This is a genomic window from Rivularia sp. UHCC 0363 (genome assembly GCF_034931125.1).
Classification (GTDB): domain Bacteria; phylum Cyanobacteriota; class Cyanobacteriia; order Cyanobacteriales; family Nostocaceae; genus Rivularia.
On record NZ_JAYGHM010000034.1, the window covers coordinates 27,633 to 50,359 of the forward strand.

General features: G+C 37.9%; 16 protein-coding genes. 5 read left to right on the top strand and 11 right to left on the bottom strand.

Annotation, left to right across the window (positions count from 1 at the left end; all coding sequences use genetic code 11):
* Positions 1 to 281 precede the first annotated feature (281 nt).
* The 3 genes from dndE to dndC form a co-directional block, all read right to left on the bottom strand.
* Entirely contained in the window at positions 282 to 662 is a 381-nt protein-coding gene (gene dndE / locus VB797_RS19445) for a DNA sulfur modification protein DndE (protein WP_323239380.1), read from the bottom strand.
* A 264-nt stretch (positions 663 to 926) separates the two neighbouring features.
* Positions 927 to 2,912, bottom strand: a complete 1,986-nt coding sequence (dndD, locus tag VB797_RS19450; RefSeq protein WP_323239381.1) for a DNA sulfur modification protein DndD — start codon at positions 2,910 to 2,912, stop codon at positions 927 to 929.
* Between the two features lie 120 nt (positions 2,913 to 3,032).
* Positions 3,033 to 4,643 carry a DNA phosphorothioation system sulfurtransferase DndC gene (gene dndC / locus VB797_RS19455; protein WP_323239382.1) on the bottom strand — a complete coding sequence of 537 codons (1,611 nt, stop codon included), beginning with the start codon at positions 4,641 to 4,643 and terminating at the stop codon, positions 3,033 to 3,035.
* Positions 4,644 to 4,855: 212 nt separating this feature from the next.
* Between dndC and VB797_RS19460 the strand changes: the two genes are divergently transcribed.
* Entirely contained in the window at positions 4,856 to 6,433 is a 1,578-nt protein-coding gene (locus VB797_RS19460) for a DGQHR domain-containing protein (RefSeq protein ID WP_323239383.1), read from the top strand.
* Positions 6,434 to 6,570: 137 nt separating this feature from the next.
* Here the strand turns inward: VB797_RS19460 and VB797_RS19465 are convergent, their stop codons facing one another.
* The 6 genes from VB797_RS19465 to mgtE form a co-directional block, all read right to left on the bottom strand.
* Positions 6,571 to 7,410 carry a DUF2207 domain-containing protein gene (locus VB797_RS19465; protein WP_323239384.1) on the bottom strand — a complete coding sequence of 280 codons (840 nt, stop codon included), beginning with the start codon at positions 7,408 to 7,410 and terminating at the stop codon, positions 6,571 to 6,573.
* Between the two features lie 557 nt (positions 7,411 to 7,967).
* The gene (locus tag VB797_RS19470; protein ID WP_323239385.1) at positions 7,968 to 8,777 is read right to left on the bottom strand and encodes a hypothetical protein; all 810 of its coding nucleotides are present in this window, start codon (positions 8,775 to 8,777) and stop codon (positions 7,968 to 7,970) included.
* 39 nt (positions 8,778 to 8,816) lie between these two features.
* A complete protein-coding gene (locus tag VB797_RS19475; protein ID WP_323239386.1) occupies positions 8,817 to 9,287 on the bottom strand; it encodes a DNA phosphorothioation-associated protein 4 in 471 nt (156 codons plus the stop codon).
* A 193-nt stretch (positions 9,288 to 9,480) separates the two neighbouring features.
* Complete coding sequence (locus VB797_RS19480) at positions 9,481 to 11,547, bottom strand: AAA family ATPase (RefSeq protein ID WP_323239387.1); 2,067 nt, start codon at positions 11,545 to 11,547, stop codon at positions 9,481 to 9,483.
* Positions 11,544 to 11,705, bottom strand: a complete 162-nt coding sequence (locus VB797_RS19485) for a hypothetical protein (protein ID WP_323239388.1) — start codon at positions 11,703 to 11,705, stop codon at positions 11,544 to 11,546. Before VB797_RS19485 ends, VB797_RS19480 begins: the two co-directional genes overlap by 4 nt.
* Positions 11,706 to 12,255: 550 nt before the next feature.
* Positions 12,256 to 13,617, bottom strand: a complete 1,362-nt coding sequence (mgtE, locus tag VB797_RS19490) for a magnesium transporter (protein WP_323239389.1) — start codon at positions 13,615 to 13,617, stop codon at positions 12,256 to 12,258.
* 1,114 nt (positions 13,618 to 14,731) lie between these two features.
* Between mgtE and VB797_RS19495 the strand changes: the two genes are divergently transcribed.
* Both VB797_RS19495 and VB797_RS19500 read left to right on the top strand, forming a co-directional pair.
* Positions 14,732 to 17,962: a glycoside hydrolase family 15 protein gene (locus VB797_RS19495; protein ID WP_323239390.1), complete on the top strand. Its 3,231-nt coding sequence runs from the start codon at positions 14,732 to 14,734 to the stop codon at positions 17,960 to 17,962.
* A 307-nt stretch (positions 17,963 to 18,269) separates the two neighbouring features.
* Positions 18,270 to 19,133: an Rpn family recombination-promoting nuclease/putative transposase gene (locus VB797_RS19500; RefSeq protein ID WP_323239391.1), complete on the top strand. Its 864-nt coding sequence runs from the start codon at positions 18,270 to 18,272 to the stop codon at positions 19,131 to 19,133.
* Between the two features lie 135 nt (positions 19,134 to 19,268).
* Here VB797_RS19500 and VB797_RS19505 read toward each other — a convergent pair whose 3' ends face one another.
* On the bottom strand, positions 19,269 to 20,063 hold the full coding sequence (locus tag VB797_RS19505; protein ID WP_323239392.1) for a sugar phosphate nucleotidyltransferase: 795 nt from the start codon (positions 20,061 to 20,063) through the stop codon (positions 19,269 to 19,271).
* 322 nt (positions 20,064 to 20,385) lie between these two features.
* Positions 20,386 to 20,700 (bottom strand): YkvA family protein, encoded by a 315-nt coding sequence (locus VB797_RS19510; RefSeq protein WP_323239393.1) that lies wholly within the window; start codon positions 20,698 to 20,700, stop codon positions 20,386 to 20,388.
* A gap of 230 nt (positions 20,701 to 20,930) precedes the next feature.
* Here VB797_RS19510 and VB797_RS19515 point away from each other — a divergent pair, with 230 nt between their 5' ends.
* Both VB797_RS19515 and VB797_RS19520 read left to right on the top strand, forming a co-directional pair.
* On the top strand, positions 20,931 to 21,719 hold the full coding sequence (locus VB797_RS19515; protein WP_323239394.1) for a MotA/TolQ/ExbB proton channel family protein: 789 nt from the start codon (positions 20,931 to 20,933) through the stop codon (positions 21,717 to 21,719).
* 143 nt (positions 21,720 to 21,862) lie between these two features.
* Positions 21,863 to 22,618, top strand: coding sequence for an ExbD/TolR family protein (locus VB797_RS19520; protein WP_323239395.1), 756 nt, complete (start codon positions 21,863 to 21,865; stop codon positions 22,616 to 22,618).
* Positions 22,619 to 22,727 lie beyond the last annotated feature (109 nt).

The window sequence follows — 22,727 nt, forward strand, 5'->3', positions numbered from 1 at the left end:
TAGGGAGTAGGCAGTAGGGAGTAGGCAGTAGGGAGTAGGGAGTAGGGAGTAGGCAGTAGGGAGTAGGCAGTAGGGAGTAGGCAGTAGGGAGTAGGGAGTAGGGAGTAGGGAGTAGGCAGTAGGGAGTAGGGAGTAGGGAGTAGGGAGTTAATAAATTTTAGATTTTAAATTTTGGATTTTAGATTGAGCATAAAGAATTATCGGTTAGGAGTTATTCTCCCCATCTCCCCATCTCCCCATCTCCCCATCTCCCCATCTCCCCATCTCCCCATCTCCCTACTCTAGCTAGCTAATTCAATCAAATCTTCAATTTTCTTGATATTTGGATCGGCTGCTAAGTAGCCGATACCGCGATGTAAATGTAGGCGAAATTGGGTGATGAGTGTTTCTTTATCGGTTTCCAAACCATCGTTATGACAGCGCTGTTTGAGTGCTAAAAGCAAGATATCGGACATTTCCCCGCCAAATACTCGCCATGTTAATTCGACGTTACTATCTTGGGGTATCGGTACGGGAGAAGGAATCGTTTTTTCAGAAAGAGAGCGACAAAAAGCCCAGCGACAAAGGATGTTCCACTGGTCAATTTTGGTAAAGCGTCTCAATTTCAAAAGTTGGTCTTTAGCTGTCTGGGATAAGCGGATGCGTTCGATTGGTGATTCCATGATTTAGAAATGGTAATTGGTAATTGGTAATTGTTAATTGGTAATTGGGGATTGGGTATGGGGAATAATGAATTATGGTAGTGCGACCATCTTGGTCGCTATTCTCAACATCTGTTGTTAAAATCCAAAATTATTTAACTCCTAACTCCTAACTCTCATCTTCCCATGCCCAATTACCCATTACCCATTACCCATTACCCATTACCCATTACCCATTACCTATTACCCATTACCCATTACCAATTACCTATTACCTATTACCTATTACCAAAAATATCCCGATTCTACTGTTGTTTGACGTGTTTCTTGGGAGTATTTGAGGATGTATTCGCGAGCGATCGCTTCGTTTTTTCGCAGGGTTTTTACTTCTTTTTCTGCGATTTCGGTGTCGGTGGAAAGTAATATTACTTGATGGGATGCTGAGGGAAAGTATCTTTCTATTAAGTTGCTGCGGTGGGATGAGTCTAAACGTCCGAGGGGGGTATCGATCGCCACAGGTAAGCGATGTCCGGATACTCGCGCTAGTCCCCACAAAAAGGCGATCGCTAAAAGTTGTTTTTCTCCTGCTGATAAACGATGTTTGTCAACTTGTTTGGAGTTTAAGTCGTATAGGGAAAGGCTGAAGGTGTCGGTGTCGATGACGATGCGGTGTACTAAGTCGGATTTGTGGAGCAGGTAACGGAAGCATTCTGTAACTTCGTTTTCTAGTTTGTTGAGTTTGCGTAAAGTAAGTCGTTCGCGAAATAGTTTGAGGGTTTCTTGGACTCTTATTGACGCATCTATAATATTTTCTTTACTGTTACGTTCGATGGCTTGGATGCTATATTCTGTTAAATCTTTTTTTAATTTATCAATTTCTGTTTGGAGTTCTATTAAGCGACGATTTACTGTTTCACAACTACTTTTAATATCGCTAACTTTATCTTGGGCTTGTTTAACTAATTCTACTAATTTTTGATAATCTTCTGGTGCTGCTGCTGCCTGTATTTGTCTTTCTAAGGTAATAATCTCTTCTGCTTTATTTTTAAACTGTTCTAATTGCTGTTTAGCTGTATTTTTAGCAGTTTTTAAGTAGTAAAGAATATTGCCTAGTTGACTCAAGCTTTCCGCATCTGCTAGCAACCAAGTTGATTCTTTTAACGATACATTTATATTTTCTACATCTTCTGCTAAAAATGCTTTGATTTGAGCAAATTTATCTTCGGCAATATCTATTTTATTAATTAAACTTAGTAAGCGTTCATCTCGTTCGAGCAATACATCTCGCGCTATTTGCTGCTGTTGAATTTTTAATTCTGCTTCTCCCCGTTGTTGAGCTTGATTTAGCAGTGGTTCTATTAATGTTAATGGTAAAACACCCGCTGCCAATTCACACATTTCCTGACGAGTGTTTTCTAATTCGGTATTTTTAGCAATTTTTTGTTTATCTAATTGACTGCTTTCTGAAGCAATTTTTCCACCTTCGCTAAGAAATCGATCAAAAGCTTCCTGTTGATTTTTTTCTGCTTGTTTTAAAAATTCTAATTCTTGCTTCTCTACTTCTTTCGCTTCCTCATATTCTTCCTGGAGATTCTTAAGACTATTTTCGATTTCTTCTAAATTAGCTAATTCTTTGCTATCCGCAATTTCCTTACGTTTACGATTGGCTAATATCTCTAAATCAACTGTCAAACGTTCCGCTAATTCTAATCCTAAAAGAGCGCGAATTGCTTCAACGACAACAATTGGCGGTTGTTCTTGTTCTGCTAATTCTTTAACCTGTTCCCCATCAAATAAAAATAAGTTTGAAATTCCGACCGGGAGCAGATTTTCAATATATTCATCCCAAATACCAACTAACCCAGTATCCAGCCATTCATCATTTTCACGAATATCTAAAATACCTAAATGGTCTTTACCATCTTTAGGATTTTTTTCCCAAGTTCTTACTATACGATATCTAACAGGTTTATCGTTTTCGATATGTTCAAAAGCTAATTCAATGCGAGTTTTTTCTGTAGGTGATTTATGAGTATTTATGCATTGATTAAGAAAGTCATTATAGCTTAAAGTTCCGCGAGTCGAACATTGAGCGCGATGTCCATAAAGTGCCAGACGAATCGCATCCATAAAAGTAGTTTTTCCCCCACCATTCATTCCACCTAAAAGAATAATTGGACGAGGATTCTCAGCGTTATCTGGCTCCAGATTTACTACCTGACGACCGCAATAAGGACCAAAGTTTTCTAAAATAAGTTCGAGGAATATCATACTATGAAAATGGGCATTGGGCGTGGGGAATTGGGCATGGGGGATGGGGAGACAAGGGGACAAGGAAATAATCCAGAATCTAAAATTATTAATTCTTAACTCCTAATTCCTAACTCCTAACTATTCAATGTCTGACTCTTTTTTCTTAAACTTCCTCGCAGCCCAACTTTTTGGGTTTTCGATTACTTTATCGGTTGTAACATCGCCTAAAGTCAACTGTTTTACTTTATCAATATTACCTTCACCAGCAGCATTTTTTAAGTCGCGTTTGAAGTGAGCATTTTTAATTGCGTCTTCTGGACTTCGCGAACTCGTTTCAAAACACTTTGCTAATGCATCATATATTCCTATTCTTCGGGTTTTTTTGCGATATTGACGCTCGGTATCTAACAGTTTAGCCATCAATTCTAATTGCATCGGGTCGTTTTCGCAGATTTCTTCTAATACAGTCCATTCATCGCTACCGAGCAAACTGTAACCAGCACCGGGACGGGGGTCAATAAATTCTTCGTCTGTCACTTCTTGATAAATCCGGGGTAAACTATCATCAAATTCGTGTCTTTCTTCTAACCAAATACGGCGGATTTCGCTTAGTTCTTCTATGGTAATTAGCGTGATGTCGCGCATATTTTCTGGTGCTGTACGACGCAGTTCTTCCTGCATTTGCAACAGTTCTCTTAACCAGTCTTCTCTTGCTTCTTTGATGTATGGTCCTGGAATTGGCTCGATAGATATTTCTTCGTCAGGTATATTACGTTCGTACAGTTGAACATTGCCATTTCTACGTCGAAAATCTCGTCTTTCGCGATTTTCTCCCGCGTCTAATTTCTTGCGAAAATCGAGCAGTGGTTGCAACCATTCTTTTTCTTCATCATTTTGAATCATCGCTGAGAGCGATTTATCTTCAGTCACTAAAGTACAAACCCAGCAACCAAAACGAGAACTACCGCAACTCGGTGTAGATGTATCGACAACTAAGGGACATTCGTTATCCGCTGTCGCACCTCTATACATGGAGAATAAGTCTTTGTTACTGAATCCCCAAGGATTATCCCACTGCATTAAATACATCCAAACTTCATCAGTTCGCCAATCTTCTATGGGACTATAAACTAAAGAATTTGGCAAATTCATGTTAGGACTAAGACGTTCTCTGACGCGCTTTTTTTCCCATTCTTTCATTCTACCTGCACGTACTGAACTTTCGGCTTTGCGAATTCCCAAGACGAGAATTGCTTCACCGTTGGTACGAATTACGTCGCAAATAAATCTGTTAGATGGACTTATTTTTAAACGTTGCGTACACCAGCGAAATTTTTGTTTTGGGGCTGGATAACCTTTACCAATAAAGCCTACCCAGAAGGTTTCTTTGAGTTCTGGTTGAAGTAAATGGGCTTCAAACGGTAATTCTTTTTCTGCGGATGCAATTTTGATTTGCTGTAAAGATTTACGCACCCAAGCTGAAACGTAGGGATTTTCGACTAAGGTATCCGTAGTAATAACGTGTATTTTTTTTGTGCGTTTTTCTGGAGGAAGTGCCGCGATCGCACTCCAAATCAGTTGCAATGTCGCGGTCGAATCTTTTCCCCCAGAATATCCCACTACCCACGGAATTTCATCCAAGCAGTATAATTCCTGAATTTCTTGACTCAGTTGCTCGATGTTCTCGACAAATTCCGGGACAGTCCGGGATTTTTGGCTTTTGCTTTCTGATTCTTTGGCGATCGTCATTCGATTTTAGATTTTGGATTTTAGATTTTGGATTTGCCGCGATCATCAATTGCTAGATGTTGCTAGATAAAATTAAAAAATATTTATATAAAGGCAAAAACTAGTATTACATAATTTTGTACCACTAATCAGTTTTTAAAAACTTATTTTACAATGTTGCATTTTTATATATAGTATTTGGATGTCAAGATTTTGATTTTTTAAGATTTATAATGAAAAAGACTGTATCTGAATCAGCGGTAGCTATTACCAGTCAAGACCAAAAAAAGTTTTCTGCTTTATTAACCAAATATATCGGCGCAAACCAACAGTTATTAGTCCAAAAAACAGAGATGGGTGGAACTCAAGCTTATGTCGGTTCCGTCACTTTGGAATGGTTTGCAGGTCAGGTTCACTTTGCCTCTTTTTTACCCCTACTGCGAAATAAATACAATCCCGATACTGATAATATCGAAATTGACGCTTCGAGTATAGATGACATTCAACAGCGTCCCTTGGATTGGTCGCGTCAAGCACCTTTAGTACAGTATTTAGCCGCGAGAAAAAATCATAAGTTCCCTCCCGTATTAGCTGTAATTAGCCAGTCTTGGGTGGATAACTCTCAAGCATCTGAATGGGATAGCAAAGGACGAGCCACAAAGTCTACTACGGATTTTACAGCATTAGATGAAGATGGTAAATTCGGTTTACTTGATATTTCGGAAGAAAATGTAACTATTTATGCCTTAGATGGTCAGCATCGATTAATGGCCGTGCAGGGTTTAATGGAGATACTTAAAACTGGTAAATTACCGCGTTATAAGAAGGATAAAGCTGCTGCTAATAACTTTATTACAGTTGACGATTTAACAGAAAAATACAGCGTTGCAGCCGAATATTTGCAACAATTACCTCAAGAAAAAATCGGTATAGAATTTATTTGTGCGGTGGCTCAAGGAGAAACCCGTGAGGAAGCAAGACGTAGAGTCAGGTCGATTTTTGTACACGTAAACTTGATGGCTGTACCTTTGAGTAAAGGACAGTTAGCACAGCTAAACGAAGATGATGGTTTTTCGATTGTGGCTCGCAAGATAGCAGTTAGTCATCCACTTTTAGAACAGCGTCAAGATCGGAATCCTCGCATTAATTGGAATAGTGCGACAGTTGCAGCAAAATCTACAGTTTTGACAACTTTACAAGCTTTGAAAGAAATGTCAGAGCGTTATTTAGAACACAAGTATCCTCACTGGAAACCCTTAGACAAAGGTTTGATTCCCATGCGACCGGAGGAAGAAGAATTAGAGGAAGCTACCGAAGATTTTCAGGAATTATTTGATAATTTAGCGAATTTACCAAGCTATAAATTGTTGGAATACGAAGACACCCCAATGTTTCGACGGTTTAGTTTTGAAAAAGATGGTGGAGAAGGAAATATTTTATTTCGTCCCATTGGTCAAATGGCTTTAGCGAAAGCTTTAGGTATATTAATATTTCAAAAAGGTTTTTCTAGCGAAGCAATATTTAAAAAGTTGAAACAATTTGATAATCAAGGGGGTTTTAGTGGAATGGAATTTCCTAAATCTGCTTGGTATGGGGTTTTATATGATGCGAATCGCAAACGGGTATTAGTTGCGGGGAAAGAATTAGCAACGCGATTACTGGTTTATATTTTGGGTGGAGTAGAAGATAAAATGGAGCGTGCAGAATTAAGGAAAGATTTAGCCAAAGCGAGAACTTTTGAAGAGCAAACTGTAGATTTTAAAGGTAAATTTGTGGAGCCGAAGCAGGTGGGGTTGCCGGAAGTTTTGTGAGGGTGGTTTTGTATTTATTTAATAATCTGGCGGTTGAAACCGCTGCTATACAGGCAAAGTCCACCTGCGTGGACTATAAAACCTATAAAATATTGCTTACACCCGTGTTTGATTCTGGTGAATTTTGTGGAGTAGTTTTAACCACCATCACCACCACCTCCACCATCACCTCCTCCGTCACCTCCGTCACCTCCGTCACCTCCGTCACCTCCTCCGTTAAAGCTACCATCACCTTTATTACCGCCAAAAAGAATACAGCAGATTGCAATCATAATTAAAACATGATTAATGTTTGGAAAAGATGAACTCTCTGAATAAACATCAGATACATTCAAAATTCCTTTGGGAAAGGTAATTTGAACTTCTAATTCGGTTTGAGGAGCTAATTCTTCTTGTGCTGTGAATTGAATGGTTTTATCATCTATTTTTTTGGCTTCACTCGGTATACCAAAACTTTGATAGTCTAAAATTTGTCCTGCTAACTCTTCGGGGAAGCTTACAGTAACTCGACTTTTTTTAATTGAAGAACTTCTTTCTGAAAAAATCGCTTTCCAGTAAACTTGTAGATTATCTCCCGATTCATGCAATCCTCCAATGACTCGATATTTAATCACAAATGTATGACTTTCGGGTGGATTGAGTGGATGTTCCCAGTTTATCCATAACTGATTATTTTCAATTCCCGTATTCGATGGAATAATTTGATTATTTTCGGAAACGGATACATCGGTAATTTCTTTGACTTTATCGAGAGGTATGTAGCGATAGCGTTGATTTGTGTGGTTGCTGGTAAATGTATATTTTTGAGTTTCGATAACTAACAGATCGCCGTTATTTTGTACTGCAACATCAACGTTAATAAACTCCCAGAAAAATGGTGTTGTTTGAGCATTGAGATGATTTATAGAAACAGTCAAAGTTAAGAATAGAGCGCTAGCAAATAGAAGAAACCGTTGAATTAATTTTGTTAATTTCATTACAATTTTCCATACTTATTAATTTGCAAGTCAAATCACACATATAATTTATAGATAGCGTAGCGAAAGCTATCTATTTAACCTGAGTAAAGACTCTCTTAATGGTTTATCTGCTAAAACTTATGAATTTACGAGAATATATTTTTTTTTATTTGTTACTAGCAGCGAAAAAAAAGGTGGTTAGTCAGACACCTACATCTTGTTATGATTAATATAAATACTTAGTATTAACAAGTAAATGCTACGACAATACATTAATTTAATAAGTTTTCATCGATAAATTAAGCAATTTTGGATTAGGACTTAGCGATCAAAATTAATTATTCACCTTTGATGTGAGTTAAGTGATGAAACCAGCTTGATAGCATTGATAATTCCAAAATCCGCCGGGTAATGCAATTAAGAGTCTAATCGCAAAAGTCGCTCTTTTGACGACTACATATTTTTTTCAGTCTACTTCAGTAGACTTTAGCTATTAGCCTTGGAATTGATTCCAAGGTGAGTCCCGTTGTAGCAAATGGTGTGCGGTTGAAACTGCCGGATATTAAAAATGCGTGTTAATTATTTTGAATTACAATATTTTCTGTTTGATCCAATTCACAATCAATATTTACCGTAACTAATTGCGCTAGATATTCTAGTTCTTGTGGCGTTAATAAAGGTGAGAATGGTAAACATAAAATATGTGCCATCGAATATTGACTTTGAATTGGTAACAGATGATTGGGTGTATTTGGTTTTGCATCAATGGCAAATAAACTGCGGTTTCCCCTCGCACTATCAAAACCCTCTATACGTAATATTGCTGCCATAGTATCGGGGGAATTGATAAAAATTGGCATTACCCAAAAGGAATTATATTCAGCTTTGTTCCCAGGGATAGTCAGATTATTAGGTAACATTTGTAAAAAAGATTTGCCTCGTTGAATACGCTCTGCAAAATCATCGCAGTGACTCAATCTATAATTTAAAAACCATACTAAATGTTGTGGAGTCCGATAGCGAATTTTTGCGAGTAAGTCACCCGTGGGAAAACCAAGAGTTGCTTTTTTAATGGTTGACTCTATATCCAAATTTAATAACCGCATTAAATTAAGAATTTGATAATAACAGCTTGGTAGCGAAAGCAGTTTTAACCAATAGAATTTAAAAACTCTTTTTAAATACCAAAATTCACTTTTTTGGGGATATTTTTGCTCAATTAGTTCCATTTTATGAGCTAATTGTTCATCTTTGATTAATGCTACTGCTCCACCCAAAGCAGTACAAGATTTTATCGCACCAAAGCTAATATCTAAGCCGATTGTAGGGTGCGATCGCCATTTGAAATGAAATGATTTATTTGATGATTTATTAAATAAGTTCATCTGGTTTTCACTGATTTGTAAGTATAAATCTATAGCATATCAAGAAAGAAACTTACTCAAATCAAATTCTTCCTGCTTATCTTCCTTAAACCTTTCTGAACTCAACATCAACAAAAGTCTTTCTGTATAATCCACCGCTCCCCGCAATTCATTTTGCAATATTTCCAATCCACCATTAGCAAACTCTTCAAATATTTGATTGCGTTGAGTATCTAAATCGATTTCGTTATAAGATAATACTTTGATATCTTGAGTTTCAGTAACGGCTAATAATTTAATTATCCAATCATGTCCCGTTGTTGCAAAATATTCCAACCCAATTGGTGAAGGTTCTCTTTTAGAAATCTCTCCTAAAGCAACCCGTTTATTATGTTTCGCACCCAAAGCAGCCGCAAACCCAACCACATCGGCAAAAGTTTGAAAAGGTCCCGTTGCACCATTTCTAGATGTTAAACTCTGCACTAATTCTGCCTTATCTTTTGCAACCCTAATTCTACCAGTTTCAGCCATTTTATTGTTAGTTATTAATAATAAATTATAAATTCTTAATTACTAATTCTCTTCAATTCTTTTCTCAGCGTACTCTGCGTCTCTGCGGTTTTTTGTAATCAAAATAATGGTGCGTTACGGCATTTCCCAACTTATAACCTAAAATCAAACTTACTCGTGCCGTAACACACCCTACAATTTAATTATTCATTGTTCACTCTCTTTCAACCTCTACAATTTCACTATATTCAAACTCATTGGGACTTTGCTTTACTAACATATATTTTTCCCCGCTTAATTCAATAAAATCTTGTTCGCAATCTGGTTTAGAAGAATAATAAGTCAATACATATTCTTTCCCAACTCGGTATGACATCTCATCTTCAACTTCACCCCTCCATTGAGTCTTTGTTACTAACACAATTAATTGATTTGCTAATTTGGGAATGATTTGAGCTATATGCTTTCGATAAATTTCATCCAAACTACCGAAAGGTGAATCCATGACAATCGGAAATGTGCTGCTATCCGTTACCATTAGCATTTTATTTTGACTCCAATCACGGACTCGATCGATAATGCTGCTGATAAATGATAAGCTTAATATCTGATTTTCTCCGGTAGATGCTGCAACTGGCATTTCTAAGCCAGAAGTGTTTTCTATCAAGGTTAATTCATATTTTTCGCTGATTGTCGGAATGTAAGGTGTAAAGGAAATTTCGCTAAATATTTCTTGGACTCGTTTTTCTAATTGCAAGCGGAATTGATTTTCTTGCAACAGTTTGACTTGAGTTAGTCTATCAATAGCGTCTTGAGTTGCACTAATGCGACGCTGTGCTAAAGTTTGCTTTTCTTCGTTTAATTTCTGTTTGGCTATTTGTTTGTTTAAACCTTCTAATTCAGTTTTTAAATTAGCTGCTTTCTGCTGATTCGCACCTTGCTCTAAGGTTAACTCGGTAATTTTTTCTTCAATTTTATCTAAACGTTTTTGTAAACTTCTAATCTCTTCGCTGGGGTCTTTTCTTAATCTTTCTTCAATACTATCTAACTCTACTTCGATTTCGGCTATAACTTGTCTTAACTGATTGATCCTAGCTTGTTGTTTATCAACTTCTTCCCAAAATACCCCTGCTTGTTTATCGATTTCGTCAACTTGAGCGCTCATTCTAATTGCTGTTTCTTCAACTTCGGAGGAACCCGCTTTATCTAACCAGGTTTTGACGCGATCGCGAGGATGATTTCCTTCAGCTAAATTTGTACCGCAAATACAGCTATGAGATTCTAATAAATCTTGAATAAACTCCCGCGAAATTCCTTTTGTTAATTGTCCTTTCTGCTTTAAGTTTTCAATTATTTCTCGAAACTCTACGGTTGTTTCCGATAAAAGTACTGTATGACCTCGTGCGGAGATGGCTTTTTTTATTGTTTCTCTAGTTTGTCGCAAATCATCTTGATTTAATGCTTTCTGTTTCTCTAGTTCCTGTCGTCTTTCTTGCAAATCTTTAGCAGCATTCAGTTCGCGTAAACGTTTACTAGTTTCTTTTTTAAATGTATTTTGATATTCTAATTCTTGAATAATTTCTCGCTGTCGCTTGTTAATTTTTTCGATTTCAAGCTCAATTTTACTTTGCTGCTGTAACAGGTTTTTAATTTCTGAGTCACCAATTATTCTCAACTCGTTTTCTAAACTTTTTTTGGCTTCTTGCAAATGTCGAATTGAACGATTGATGACTTCAACACCTAAAAATATCTTAGTAGCTTCCGCGATTTCCGCTTTTTTATCCGAACGAACTATTTCTTCAATTCGTTCGCCATCGAAAAAGAAATATTGGTGTAAACTAGCAGGTAGAATTTGCCCAATAATCTCTTCCGGTTGCTGGGGTGGAAGATACCACCTTCCATCATCTCCCGCTACCTGCATATATAATTCTGTTTTTCCAACATCAAGGTCGTGTTGATGTTTGTAAACCCGACATTGACGTTTAACTCGATAGCGTTTACCGTCGTGTTCCCACGCTAACTCTACCCAACATTCTACACTCTGCCCGATTTTTGCTTCGGCGATCGCTCTTTTATTTACAAGTTGGTCTATTGAAGCAAAAGCTGCACTAAATTTTTCGTATAATGCCCATGTAAATGCATTCAGTAAACTAGTTTTACCCGCACCGTTATTCCCGTAAATAATCGTAGTATTATTCGAGCTTGACCCTGCAAGCGTTATTTCACAAGTTTTTCCGTAAAAAGAACGAAAATTACAAAGCTTGATGGAAGTCAGCTTCATTTTACAGCTTCCTTAACGATCGCTAAAATATCTTCGTTAATATGACCGAAACTTTTTTTATCAAGTCTGCTTTTTTCTAAATGCCATACTCGCTCGATGATTTGCCGCACTTCCGGTGAAGCACACTTGATTGGTTCTTGCACTTCATCTATCCGCATGCTGTTTTTCCACTACGGTTTTTATATAGTTAATATCGCTATATTTTACCCGTCTGCACTATACTCTGTTATCCGTAAACTCACTGTAACCATATTTGCTCGACTTCATGCCTGTAAAGTTGACAATCAATCGTTTGTTGTGAGGTTCTGTATCTTTTCAAACAGTAAATGCCTTGATTCAAATTTTAATTCAAACGAACCCGAAATAGATTTTTATCCAATTATTTTCTAATTTCTTTTTTCAAATTTATCTCAAAAAAATTTATTTTAAGCACCTTTTTCTGATATGATACTTTTATTAAGATTGATTTTTTTATAATGGGAATATAACACAAAATTTTAATTTGGCAAATATCCCGATTATGAAAAAATAACTCTTGCTATCTTTAATCATCCCACATAACGGACAATTTTATTTTCGCAAAGAATAAATTTACAAAACTTTTTAGTCAAGAGCTTATAATTTTGTATCGAATACAAAACCCTTGTAGTTTGAGACGTAGCAGTGCTACGTCTCAAACTTGATGTTTTGCCCCCCGCTTATCTACAATTAAGCCAATACTTGCAAAGCGAAAGAAATCAAAGATAAAAACGTCATAAAACCAACTGCGTCTAAAGTTGTAGTCATCAAAGGGCCGCTAATTAGAGCCGGGTCAAGGTTTAAACGCTTCAATCCCATAGGTAATACAGTTCCTAAAGTTACGGCAATCAACACATTTACAGCCATAACACTACCGGCGATCAAAGATACCCAGTGTTCGTCAGGAGGAGACCACATCATTGATAGGGTAGCTAAAGCTAAACCCAAGCCAACAGCCGTACCTAGTCCTGCGGTTAACTCCTTACGCAGCAGCTTCATAGTATCCTTTGGCGTTACCTCTCCCAAGCCCAATCCCCGTACTGTCACTGATAAAACTTGGAATGCAACATTACCGCTACTGTTAGCCAAAATTGGCATAATGATTGCCAAAACCGGGACTACTTTAATCACTTCCTGAAAAGGTGCGATCGCGCTAGCAGCAGCGATATATAAACCGATATTTCCTAACAGCCAAGGCAAACGTTTGCGGAGGGTTACTCTAGGAGAACATAAAGCAGATTCATCACCACCAGTGACCCCGGCAAGTTTGTGAATCTCTTCGGTAGCTTCTTCGTCAATGATATCTACTACGTCATCAATGGTAACAATGCCTACAAGTCTTTCTTCACGGTCAACTATAGGTAAAGCGATTAAATCGTATCGCTTCATGATTTTTGCAACTTCTCGCTGGGGGGTATCCGTAGTCGCTCTAATCACCTTAGCAGCAGCAATATCCCGTAATAAAGCATCAGGATAGGAAAACAGCAGTTGTCGTAACGACACAACGCTAATTAACTTACGATTACCATCGGTAACATAGGCATAATAAATAGTTTCCTTGTCTTGGTCGTGAGAGCGGATTTGATTAAGAACTTCTCTAACAGTCAATCCTTCCTGTAACCGCACGTATTCTGTAGTCATTACCCTACCAGCAGTACCTTCAGGATAACCAAGAATCGTTGCAGTAACTTGTCTTTGTTCGGGACTTAACGAGTGTAATAAACGCTTGACAACCTTGGCTGGTAATTCATCAAACAATTCTGCACGTTCGTCAGGACTCATCGCTTCCAGAATTTGCGCTACCTGTACGTCATGCAGAGAATTTATTAACTGCTCCTGTATTTGGGGAGGTAAATATTCAAAAACGTCGATAGCTCGATTTTTATTAAGTAAACGAAACGCGATCGCACGCTGTTTTTTAGATAAGTTAGCAATATATTCCCCGACATCGACGGGTGGCAAATGGTTTAAGTCCCATTTGAGTTCATTTAAATCTGTAACGCCAAAATCAGCAATGTTAATTGCACAATTGCGAACATCTTGAATAAGCATAATTCCTCCTGTTGTCTCCCCCGCGCTGAGAGACAAACTCTACAGCTTAGGGGAGGGTGCTACTGCCATCTTCCGGACTTCTGTCCATACATTTTTAAAAAATCAACATCGATTACCTATCAAGGCATCGCTAAGTCATAATACTAACCCGGAACTGTGTTATCCGGTAGATGTTGAGCTTCAGTATTATTTTGTGTGATATTCCGCACTACTGAATAGCTCTATGCCCTGATTTTCATTTCAATAGAGTAGATTTTACTACTATCACCATCGATGTCAAGTTAATATATCAATTAACTTTTTCACCTGAGTAGTAAAATTATTAACATTGTAGCAAGTATTTTTTATTTAAGAATAATTATTTTTGTATGTGATAGTACTGAAACAAAAAACTCTTATTTTCTCTAATTAGCAAGGAAAACAGATCGTATTGATTGCAGATAAAACAAACCTTTAATTCCGAGAAACCTATTAAGGCTTCCCACATCATACCCAGCGTTAAAATTTACCCTAGCTTCAAAATAGACATTTATCAAATAGGTTTTATCAGATTTTATTTGAACTTTATTCTCAATAACAAGATTAGAATAATTAGCATCTCAACATAATAAGATGCACAAAAATAATCTAAGTACTCGTGCAAAATAAATTAAATATTTCGTCTGGGAAGGGAATGGGGAAGGTTTATATAACTGACGAGTAATTATATAAATAATTTTGCGTTAGTACTTATAACAGCAAATTGCTTGATAACAATAGACTTTTGGCAAATGTTGTGAATTATTAGCAACAAGGTGAATTATTATAAATTTAGTCTTAGACAGAAAATATAAGTTTTTGATATTTTATAATCTACAGTTCAAAAAACTAAATATTTGGAATTGTTGACAATCTGGACAAAAGACAGCAATCTTTACTGTTAAACAAGCGGTAAGGTTGAAAAAAAGTATTTGTATTGACTACAAATAATTATGGTGAAGCCAATAAATGCTCACCTTTTACTAACGATTTGTAATATTGCTAGTAGCGATTACAGAAGTTATGCTGTTTTTACTTCCATACTTCACTTTACGGTTGGGGGAAAAAACCCCGCTAAAAATTATCGAATTTGATTATGTTTAGAACCTTACAGTTACTTCCCCGCCTAGAATATTATTATCAGCAAATCAAAACGATTATTCTTTCGCGTCAAAATCCAATTACTGGTTTGTTACCCGCTTCTACAGCGATAACCGCTCACGGAGACTATACAGATGCTTGGGTACGCGATAACGTTTACAGTATTTTAGCGGTTTGGGGATTAGCGTTAGCTTATCGTAAAGTTGATGAAGACAAAGGACGCACTTACGAATTAGAACACAGCGTTATTAAGTTAATGCGAGGATTATTATTCTCGATGATGCGACAAGCGCATAAAGTAGAACAATTTAAGCAGACTCAATCACCTTTAGATGCATTACACGCTAAATATAATACTGCAACTGGTGATATTGTTGTTGGTGATGATGAATGGGGACACTTGCAGCTTGACGCGACATCGATATATTTGCTGATGTTGGCGCAAATGACTGCTTCGGGGTTGCAGCTAGTTTACACTCTCGATGAAGTAGATTTTGTGCAAAACTTGGTTTACTATATCGGACGAGCTTACCGCACCCCAGATTATGGGATTTGGGAACGAGGTAATAAAATTAATCATGGTAATGCAGAATTAAATGCTAGTTCCGTTGGTATGGCGAAAGCTGCCTTAGAAGCAGTTAACGGGCTAGATTTATTTGGGGTACATGGTTCGAGAGCATCGGTAATTCACGTACTACCCGATGAAATTGCTCGCGCTCGGATTACGTTAGAGTATTTATTACCAAGGGAATCGGCTTCTAAGGAAATTGATGCAGCACTTTTGAGCGTGATTAGTTTTCCGGCTTTTGCTGTGGAAGATGAAGGTTTACGTCAGCGCACGTTAGAAGAGATTATTAATAAATTAGAAGGTAATTACGGCTGTAAGCGATTTTTACGCGACGGACATCAAACGGTTTTAGAAGATAGTCACCGCTTACATTACGAACCCAGCGAACTCAAGCAGTTTGAACATATAGAATGCGAATGGCCTCTATTTTTCACTTACTTACTCTTAGATGGGTTATTTCGCGGTGAACAAGACAAAATTAAGCATTATCAGCAAAGTTTAGAATATACTTTAGTCGATCGCGATCGTATGCGTTTGCTACCGGAAGTTTATTTTGTACCTGAAGAAAAAATAGAGGCAGAGAAGCAAGCACCCGGAACTCAAAAACGTTTACCAAACGAAAATGTTCCTTTAGTATGGGCGCAAAGTTTGTATTTTCTGGGACAAATGTTGAGTGAAAAACTGCTTTCTGTGGGAGATATTGACCCTTTAGGAAGACATTTAGCTGTAGGAAGACAGCGACAACCGATAGTACAAATTGCTTTATTAGCAGAAGATGAAGAACTACAGTCAAAATTAGCAGTTCGCGGAATTCAAACGGAGACCCTATTACAAATCAAACCAATTCAAGTACGTCAAGCAGGAGATTTAATTGCTATTTATCAAGGAATTGGGTGTAACGAAAAACTTAGCTTGACAGGAAGACCGCCAAGACTTCCTAGAAGTTTAACTACTTCGAGAATTTTCCGCATCGGTAACGAAAACGTTGTATTTTTACCTTCTTTTTTAGATTCCGAGCAGTTTTACTTAACTTTAGATTATCACTTTCTTGTAGCTCAATTTAAAAGCGAACTAGCTTACATTGAAAAATATTGGAGCGATTTGGGTCGTCCGACTTTGACTTTAATGTTAACTCGCACCATGTTAGAAACAGGTAGCGAAGCATTATTATCATTAATGGAAGAACTTAAAGAGGGTGTGTGTGACGGCGTGCGGGTAAAATTGGGTAGACTAAATCAGTTAATGCTTACCGCTAATATTCAAAGAATTGATTTACAGCAAAATTTTGAATTTAAAAAGTCACCAGTTACAAACATTGCTTCCCGTAGCTGTTATTTACCTTATAATCCCAACAACAACTGGTTATTAGAACATACCCAAGAATTCCAAATGGAATGCGAGACCAACTTAGAATTCTTGCTTGATTCGTTGCTCTCCTCCGATAATCTTTACGAACAAATCGAATTATTGCAGACATTGACCCGGTTACAGGGACTTGATTTCGACACCGGATTTGGCGAACCTGGTAATACTGTAAAAGTATCGGATTTACTTGAGGAAGTTTACTACAAAGCAGGTGAAATAGGACTTTGGGCGGTTGTGCGTCGGGCTGCGGGATTGCTGCAAATGGGAGATATGCGCTTGTCCGATATAGTCACCAGCCTTTTAGCACGGGGTAAGCAAATAGCAGTGGGTAGAGCTTATAACGAAGCATCTTTAATCACCGTACCGCTTTCCCACAAAGAAATAGTCGAGAAAATCAAAAACTTCTGTCGTGATGATGTGAGAGACGGAGTTTTAACTCAAGAAATTCTGATTTACTTGCGTACCTTAATCAATTCCGAACCAGAAATATTTAAAGGATTACTTACCATTAGAACCAGTCATCTGATCTTATTTATTACCAGTAAACTTGCTAGAAAGGAAGATATTACCCAAGACGAAGCTTACGAACAATTGATGCAGCGATCGCCCTTTGAAGTTAAAACAAGGTTACGCGACTGTTTGTTAGAATATTCCGGCATGAATCATCTGTTGCGTCAGCAAGAATCACTCCACGTCAAGCAGAAAGAAAACGAAATAGATTGGATCGTCAAGTCAGTAAATATAGAAAAAATAGAAGTACCTACAGGAGGTTGGAGAAGATATCGGCAAGCAGAAGGAGCAATCAACCGCGTACCCGAAGACTTCTTTGAAAGAGTTTGGGAATTGATGCATCACTGCAAAGGTTTGATAATTGGGGATAAATTAGAACGCCGCAACCGCTTGGATAGTATACTAGTATCGGAAATGACGGCATTGGAAAAGAACTTTGCCCTCAGAGTCGAACATTTGTTAAACAAAATAGAAGCCCCAGAATACCGTCAAGCAAACGTTGAAGCCTTAATGGAACTAGCCGCGATCGCGAAAAATAATCCCGATTTACAAATCCGAGAATATATTGTTTTAGATGTATTAATTGGTCATGCCGTCCGGTTGAACTGGTTAAATAATCAACCTCAAAGAAGCGATAAATACGACGAAGATAAAGCCGCAGCATGGCGATATTTTTACAATACTTCTCCTCAAGAATGCGCGAGTAACATTGTCAAAGCGTTGAGATTCTTGACAGAATTTGGGGATGAATTTGTAGTAGACGACGTTGAAGTGGAAGTTTAGATAGATTCTTATTGTAGGGTGTGTTAGACGCACGACTAATTATTAAATAAACGATAATTTATCGAAATCGTCTAACGCACCATCCGCTTATTAGTTAATTACAGATAATTTTTACACGCAGAGTTTTGATTATATAAAGATATTGAAAAAAAATATTTTAATAGGATTTAAAACAATTACAACTTACGTTTGGTGCGTGACGCTACAAAAAGATGTCAGCTTCATAACCTCTATTTAAAACAATTCATCCATTTTCCTCCCCCAAAAGATTAAAATAATTATCTCGACTCCATGCATCTACCTTTCCATGACAAAATCCGCTGACATCAGCAGCAAAAGAATAATCAGCCTCGCACCAGAAAACTGGGTAAAATGGGTAACTCAAATCCCCGACATCACAGCAACAGAAATTCTCGACTCAGAATTTCAGTGGATAAGCCGAGAATCCGACGTACTCATCCGCGCTCAAAGTCCCCAATTCGGTGAATTTCTGGTTTTAAACGAGTTACAATTACGCTATAAAACTGAAATGCCCAGACGAATGCGGGCTTATATCTCATTAGCAGAAGAAAAATATAATCTTCCCGTTTATCCTGTATTAATCAACATTCTCAAAGTTAGTGAAACCGAAATCCCCACTCGATACGAATCGGAATTTGCTGGAATAATTGCCCGTCAAGATTATCGCGTAATTAATTTATGGGAAATCGATGTTGAAACAGCATTTCAACAAAACTTATCTTCTCTACTCCCTTTTGTACCAATTCTTAAAGATGGAGCAGAAGAAGCAACCATACAGCGAGCCTTACAAAGACTTCGTGCTGATGAAGACTTAAATCAATTAGAAACCGTTTTAGCGTTTTTTGCTACCTTCGTAATAGATAGCGCATTAGTCAAACAAATCATGAGGTGGGATATGGCTATATTAACTGAATCTCCTTGGTATCAGCAGATTTTGAAAGAAGGTGAAGCCCGTGGAAGGCAAGAAGGAAGACGAGAAGGAATAATATCTGGTATTGAAGTGGCTTTAGAAGCTAAATTCGGTAATGAAGGATTGCAATTAATGCCACAAATCTCTCAAATTACCGATTTAGAACAATTAAAAGTAATTCAAAGGGGTGTTCAAACTGTTAATTCTATAGAAGAATTTCGCGGGTTAATTTCTTCTTGACACAAAATAACGGATTTAAAAAACCTTACTAGACGCAGAGAGCGCGGAGGAAAGAAATTTAGAGAGACTATCCTCTGCGAAACTTTGCGTTAAACCTCCGCGTACCTTTGCGTTTAAATAACGGATAGCAACTAATCACTCAAAATCACTCGCAAATCCTCGCACCGCAGTAATTAAATCATCCGGTGTACCAATATCTAAATAACTACCATCGGTAAAAGTTTGGGCTTCCACTTGCAAACCTTTGTTTATCGCCGATTGAATTACATTTCCAATCGGAATTTCAGGTAATTGTGGTAAATTTATATCTTCTTTAACAGCAATCAAATACTTGTGCAAAAACTCAGTAAACTCAGGTTTCCAAACAGCAATCCCCCACATAAAACGTAAATCTGACTGAAGCGGCTTTTCAATTATCGAACGAACTTTACCTGTATCATCAAAGTCTACCATCCCCGCTTTTTGAGGTTTATCCGTAGTAAATAGCCCCAAAACCACATCAGCATTATTTAATTCCAAGCGTTTTAATATCTGTATATAAGCATCTTTCGGCTTAAACAAAATATCGGGAAAACCTAAAGCTACCACAGCATCTTTCACAAAAGGATAAGCACTATCCAAAGTAAAAGGTACACCATAAGGTAAACCCATGATTAAATATCCTAAATTCATCGAAAGCATCGAACCATCGCCGAAATATCCTGGAATATCCCACTTACCCGAACGCAAAATAAAATATGCTTTATCAACACCTGCTAGCTGCATTTTTTCCAGCAAGTAGTGAGAAACAACTTTAGGACGTAAATTATTTTGATTATTATCATCACCTCGAAAACCCACAGGATATAATTCCTTACTCAAAGGTAAAGGAGAAATCCGCGTAGCTTTTCCACCAGCCGGAATTAATCCGATTATAGAGCAGTTTTTCATATATATAGGGAGATGGGATGGGGGGATGGGGAGATGGGGGGATGGGGGGATGGGGAGATGGGGAGATGGGGAGATGGGGAGATGGGGGGACAAGGGGAAGATTTTAATCCAAAATCTAGAATACTTTAAATTCTTAACTATTAACTCCTAACTCCTAATTCCTAACTCTTAACTCTTAACTCCTAATTCCTAACTCTTTTAATCCAAAATCTAAAATCTAAAATCTAAAATCCCATAACTCCTAACTAAAAAAATATCCCCCTTTCTCGGCGTATAGTTCTAGCAGAAAAAGGAGGTTAAAAAATTTTATTTAGCGATCGCACTATTTAACAGACACAGCATCAACATCGATAGTACCTGCGTTCTTGGTAGCATTTTCAGTACTAGCTGGTGTTTGCGTATCTGTAACTCCCCTACGTGCTTTAAAACCATCGATCGCAAGTTGTGAGAATTCGCTAACCAACACTGTTAACAGAAAAACATCGTCAAGTTGCCCAACAATGGGGAAAATATCTGGAAGTACATCAATGGGACTGGCAAAATACGCGAGAGTTCCTAAGACTACCCACCAACGGTATTTAGGATTACGAACCAAACCACGATACCATTCGTAAACTGATTGAACTGAGAATTTCATAGTTTTTAGCTTCTATTTAGCTTTAATTTTGACAAAATATGACCTAAACTTCCTGTGGGAATAACCGCCCAATAAAGGTATGGAATATGCTACCAACTTTTTACAGGTTGGTGCAGGCTCATAACATACACGATAGTTCACATTCAATGTAGAACTTGTGCATTAATCTCTAAAATTAAAGTGGTTAGAGATATTTTTTGGTTGAGGATGAACGGAGGAGACCCCATATCATGAATATTGAAGATATTGTACGTAAGATTGGGCCAGTGGTATGGCCTTTGCTGTTTTTTTCGATTTTATCTTTGAGCGTGATTTTTGAGCGGATATGGTTCTGGCTAAGAATTTCAACTCAAGAAAGGAAAATTGTTGACCGGGTGTTAGATGCGGCTCAAGATGATTGGAGTGTAGCAACGGAAATTGCCGAACGAGCAACTCATCAACCTATAGGTAGATTTCTTTATGCTCCTTTAGCTTTACCAAGAAGAGACCCCGAAACTTTTAGATTAGCGCTCGAATCCACTGCTGAGCATGAATTAGCTTTGATGCGTCGCGGCGAAAAAGTCTTAGAATTGGTGATTGCTGTTGCACCTTTATTAGGATTATTCGGTACGGTTTGGGGTTTGATTCGATCTCTTGAGTCAATCAAAATTTCGGATTTAGGTACGGAAGCTAGTGCAGGAGTTACTACTGGGATTGGGGAAGCGCTATACAGTACTTTAGCTGGTCTAGTAGTGGCGATTGTCAGTTTGATATTCTACCGATGGTTTCAAGGTTTGCTAGTTAATCAAGTCAAAGTTTTTCGTAAAGCTGGAAATGAGTTGGAGTTACTTTATCGTCAATTTCCTCCAACCGATAGCGATCTTAGACCTGTTAGTAGAGCGCTACCTGAAGTAAATCTAAAAGATACTACGCAGGAAAATTCTAAAAGCCCGCGTAAACGAGGTAAAAACAAGCTATCCGAATTTCCTCAATCAGTAGATTCCGAACCACCCGAATCTGAAGATAAAAATCCGAATTAAAGTTCGTAATTGATAATATACGCTCCACACACACCACATAAACCGACATTATTTGCAATGCCGAATTGTTTAATTACATCGGTTTCGGCGTAATTATTCAATTATTAGGCTAATCAATAAATGCCTTTCTTTGTAGCGGTCAAATGAAAATAAACCTAAATAATCCACCCGAAGACGTTCAAGTTCAAATTATCCCGTTAATTGATGTTGTTTTTTGCATCCTGACATTTTTTATTTTGGCATCATTACAATTTACTCGCCAACAATCAATTAACATCGATTTACCCCGAGCTAATACTGCTACATCTAGCGCTCAAGCAGAGACAGAACGGGAAATATTACCCGTAACTATTGATGCTGTTGGTCAAATTTATGTAGAGAAACAGCCGGTACAGCGTCAGCAATTAGCAGATATTTTGAAGAGGTATCTTGTAGATAATCCCAAAGGTACTTTAGTGCTGTATGCTTCGCGATCGGCAACTTACAATGATGTGATTGAAATCCTCGACCTACTGCGACAAGTTGGTGGCGATCGCGTTTCTCTAGCAATTATACCCGGTTCTTCAGAACAACCCCCGAACCCACAACAACCACTTCCTGGTTTTCCTCTTAATCCAGGTACTACTCCAGATGGAACGCTACCATTGCCAGGTGCTTCACCACTCGCTCCTAATTTCCCTCAAAACAACCCGAATCTGAATCTACCCCCCGGTAGCACTCAAATTCCCCTTCCTAGTATCCCCAATCAACCCCAAACCCAACAAGGGATTCCGCCAAGAATCCCTAGCGGTAATAGCGGTTCTACAGTTCCTCCAGTATCGATCCCTATAGCACCAGTTCCTCAACCTCAAGCAACCGTTGCTCCCGTTGCACCCACTCAGACGAATCCTAGCCCTTAGTTGGGACAAGGGGACAAGGGGATGGGGAGACAAGGGGACAAGGGGACAAGGGGATGGGGGGACAAGGGGATGGGGGGACAAGGGGATGGGGAGAAAAATAATTCATAAC

Coding starts and splice junctions, on each gene's coding strand:
- VB797_RS19475 (WP_323239386.1), bottom strand. CDS start 9,287: ATGGCTGAAACTGGTAGAATTAGGGTTGCAAAAGATAAGGCAGAATTA.
- VB797_RS19520 (WP_323239395.1), top strand. CDS start 21,863: ATGAAAATAAACCTAAATAATCCACCCGAAGACGTTCAAGTTCAAATT.
- VB797_RS19470 (WP_323239385.1), bottom strand. CDS start 8,777: ATGAACTTATTTAATAAATCATCAAATAAATCATTTCATTTCAAATGG.
- dndD (WP_323239381.1), bottom strand. CDS start 2,912: ATGATATTCCTCGAACTTATTTTAGAAAACTTTGGTCCTTATTGCGGT.
- VB797_RS19500 (WP_323239391.1), top strand. CDS start 18,270: ATGACAAAATCCGCTGACATCAGCAGCAAAAGAATAATCAGCCTCGCA.
- VB797_RS19515 (WP_323239394.1), top strand. CDS start 20,931: ATGAATATTGAAGATATTGTACGTAAGATTGGGCCAGTGGTATGGCCT.
- VB797_RS19460 (WP_323239383.1), top strand. CDS start 4,856: ATGAAAAAGACTGTATCTGAATCAGCGGTAGCTATTACCAGTCAAGAC.
- dndC (WP_323239382.1), bottom strand. CDS start 4,643: ATGACGATCGCCAAAGAATCAGAAAGCAAAAGCCAAAAATCCCGGACT.
- mgtE (WP_323239389.1), bottom strand. CDS start 13,617: ATGCTTATTCAAGATGTTCGCAATTGTGCAATTAACATTGCTGATTTT.
- VB797_RS19485 (WP_323239388.1), bottom strand. CDS start 11,705: ATGCGGATAGATGAAGTGCAAGAACCAATCAAGTGTGCTTCACCGGAA.
- dndE (WP_323239380.1), bottom strand. CDS start 662: ATGGAATCACCAATCGAACGCATCCGCTTATCCCAGACAGCTAAAGAC.
- VB797_RS19505 (WP_323239392.1), bottom strand. CDS start 20,063: ATGAAAAACTGCTCTATAATCGGATTAATTCCGGCTGGTGGAAAAGCT.
- VB797_RS19465 (WP_323239384.1), bottom strand. CDS start 7,410: ATGAAATTAACAAAATTAATTCAACGGTTTCTTCTATTTGCTAGCGCT.
- VB797_RS19510 (WP_323239393.1), bottom strand. CDS start 20,700: ATGAAATTCTCAGTTCAATCAGTTTACGAATGGTATCGTGGTTTGGTT.
- VB797_RS19480 (WP_323239387.1), bottom strand. CDS start 11,547: ATGAAGCTGACTTCCATCAAGCTTTGTAATTTTCGTTCTTTTTACGGA.
- VB797_RS19495 (WP_323239390.1), top strand. CDS start 14,732: ATGTTTAGAACCTTACAGTTACTTCCCCGCCTAGAATATTATTATCAG.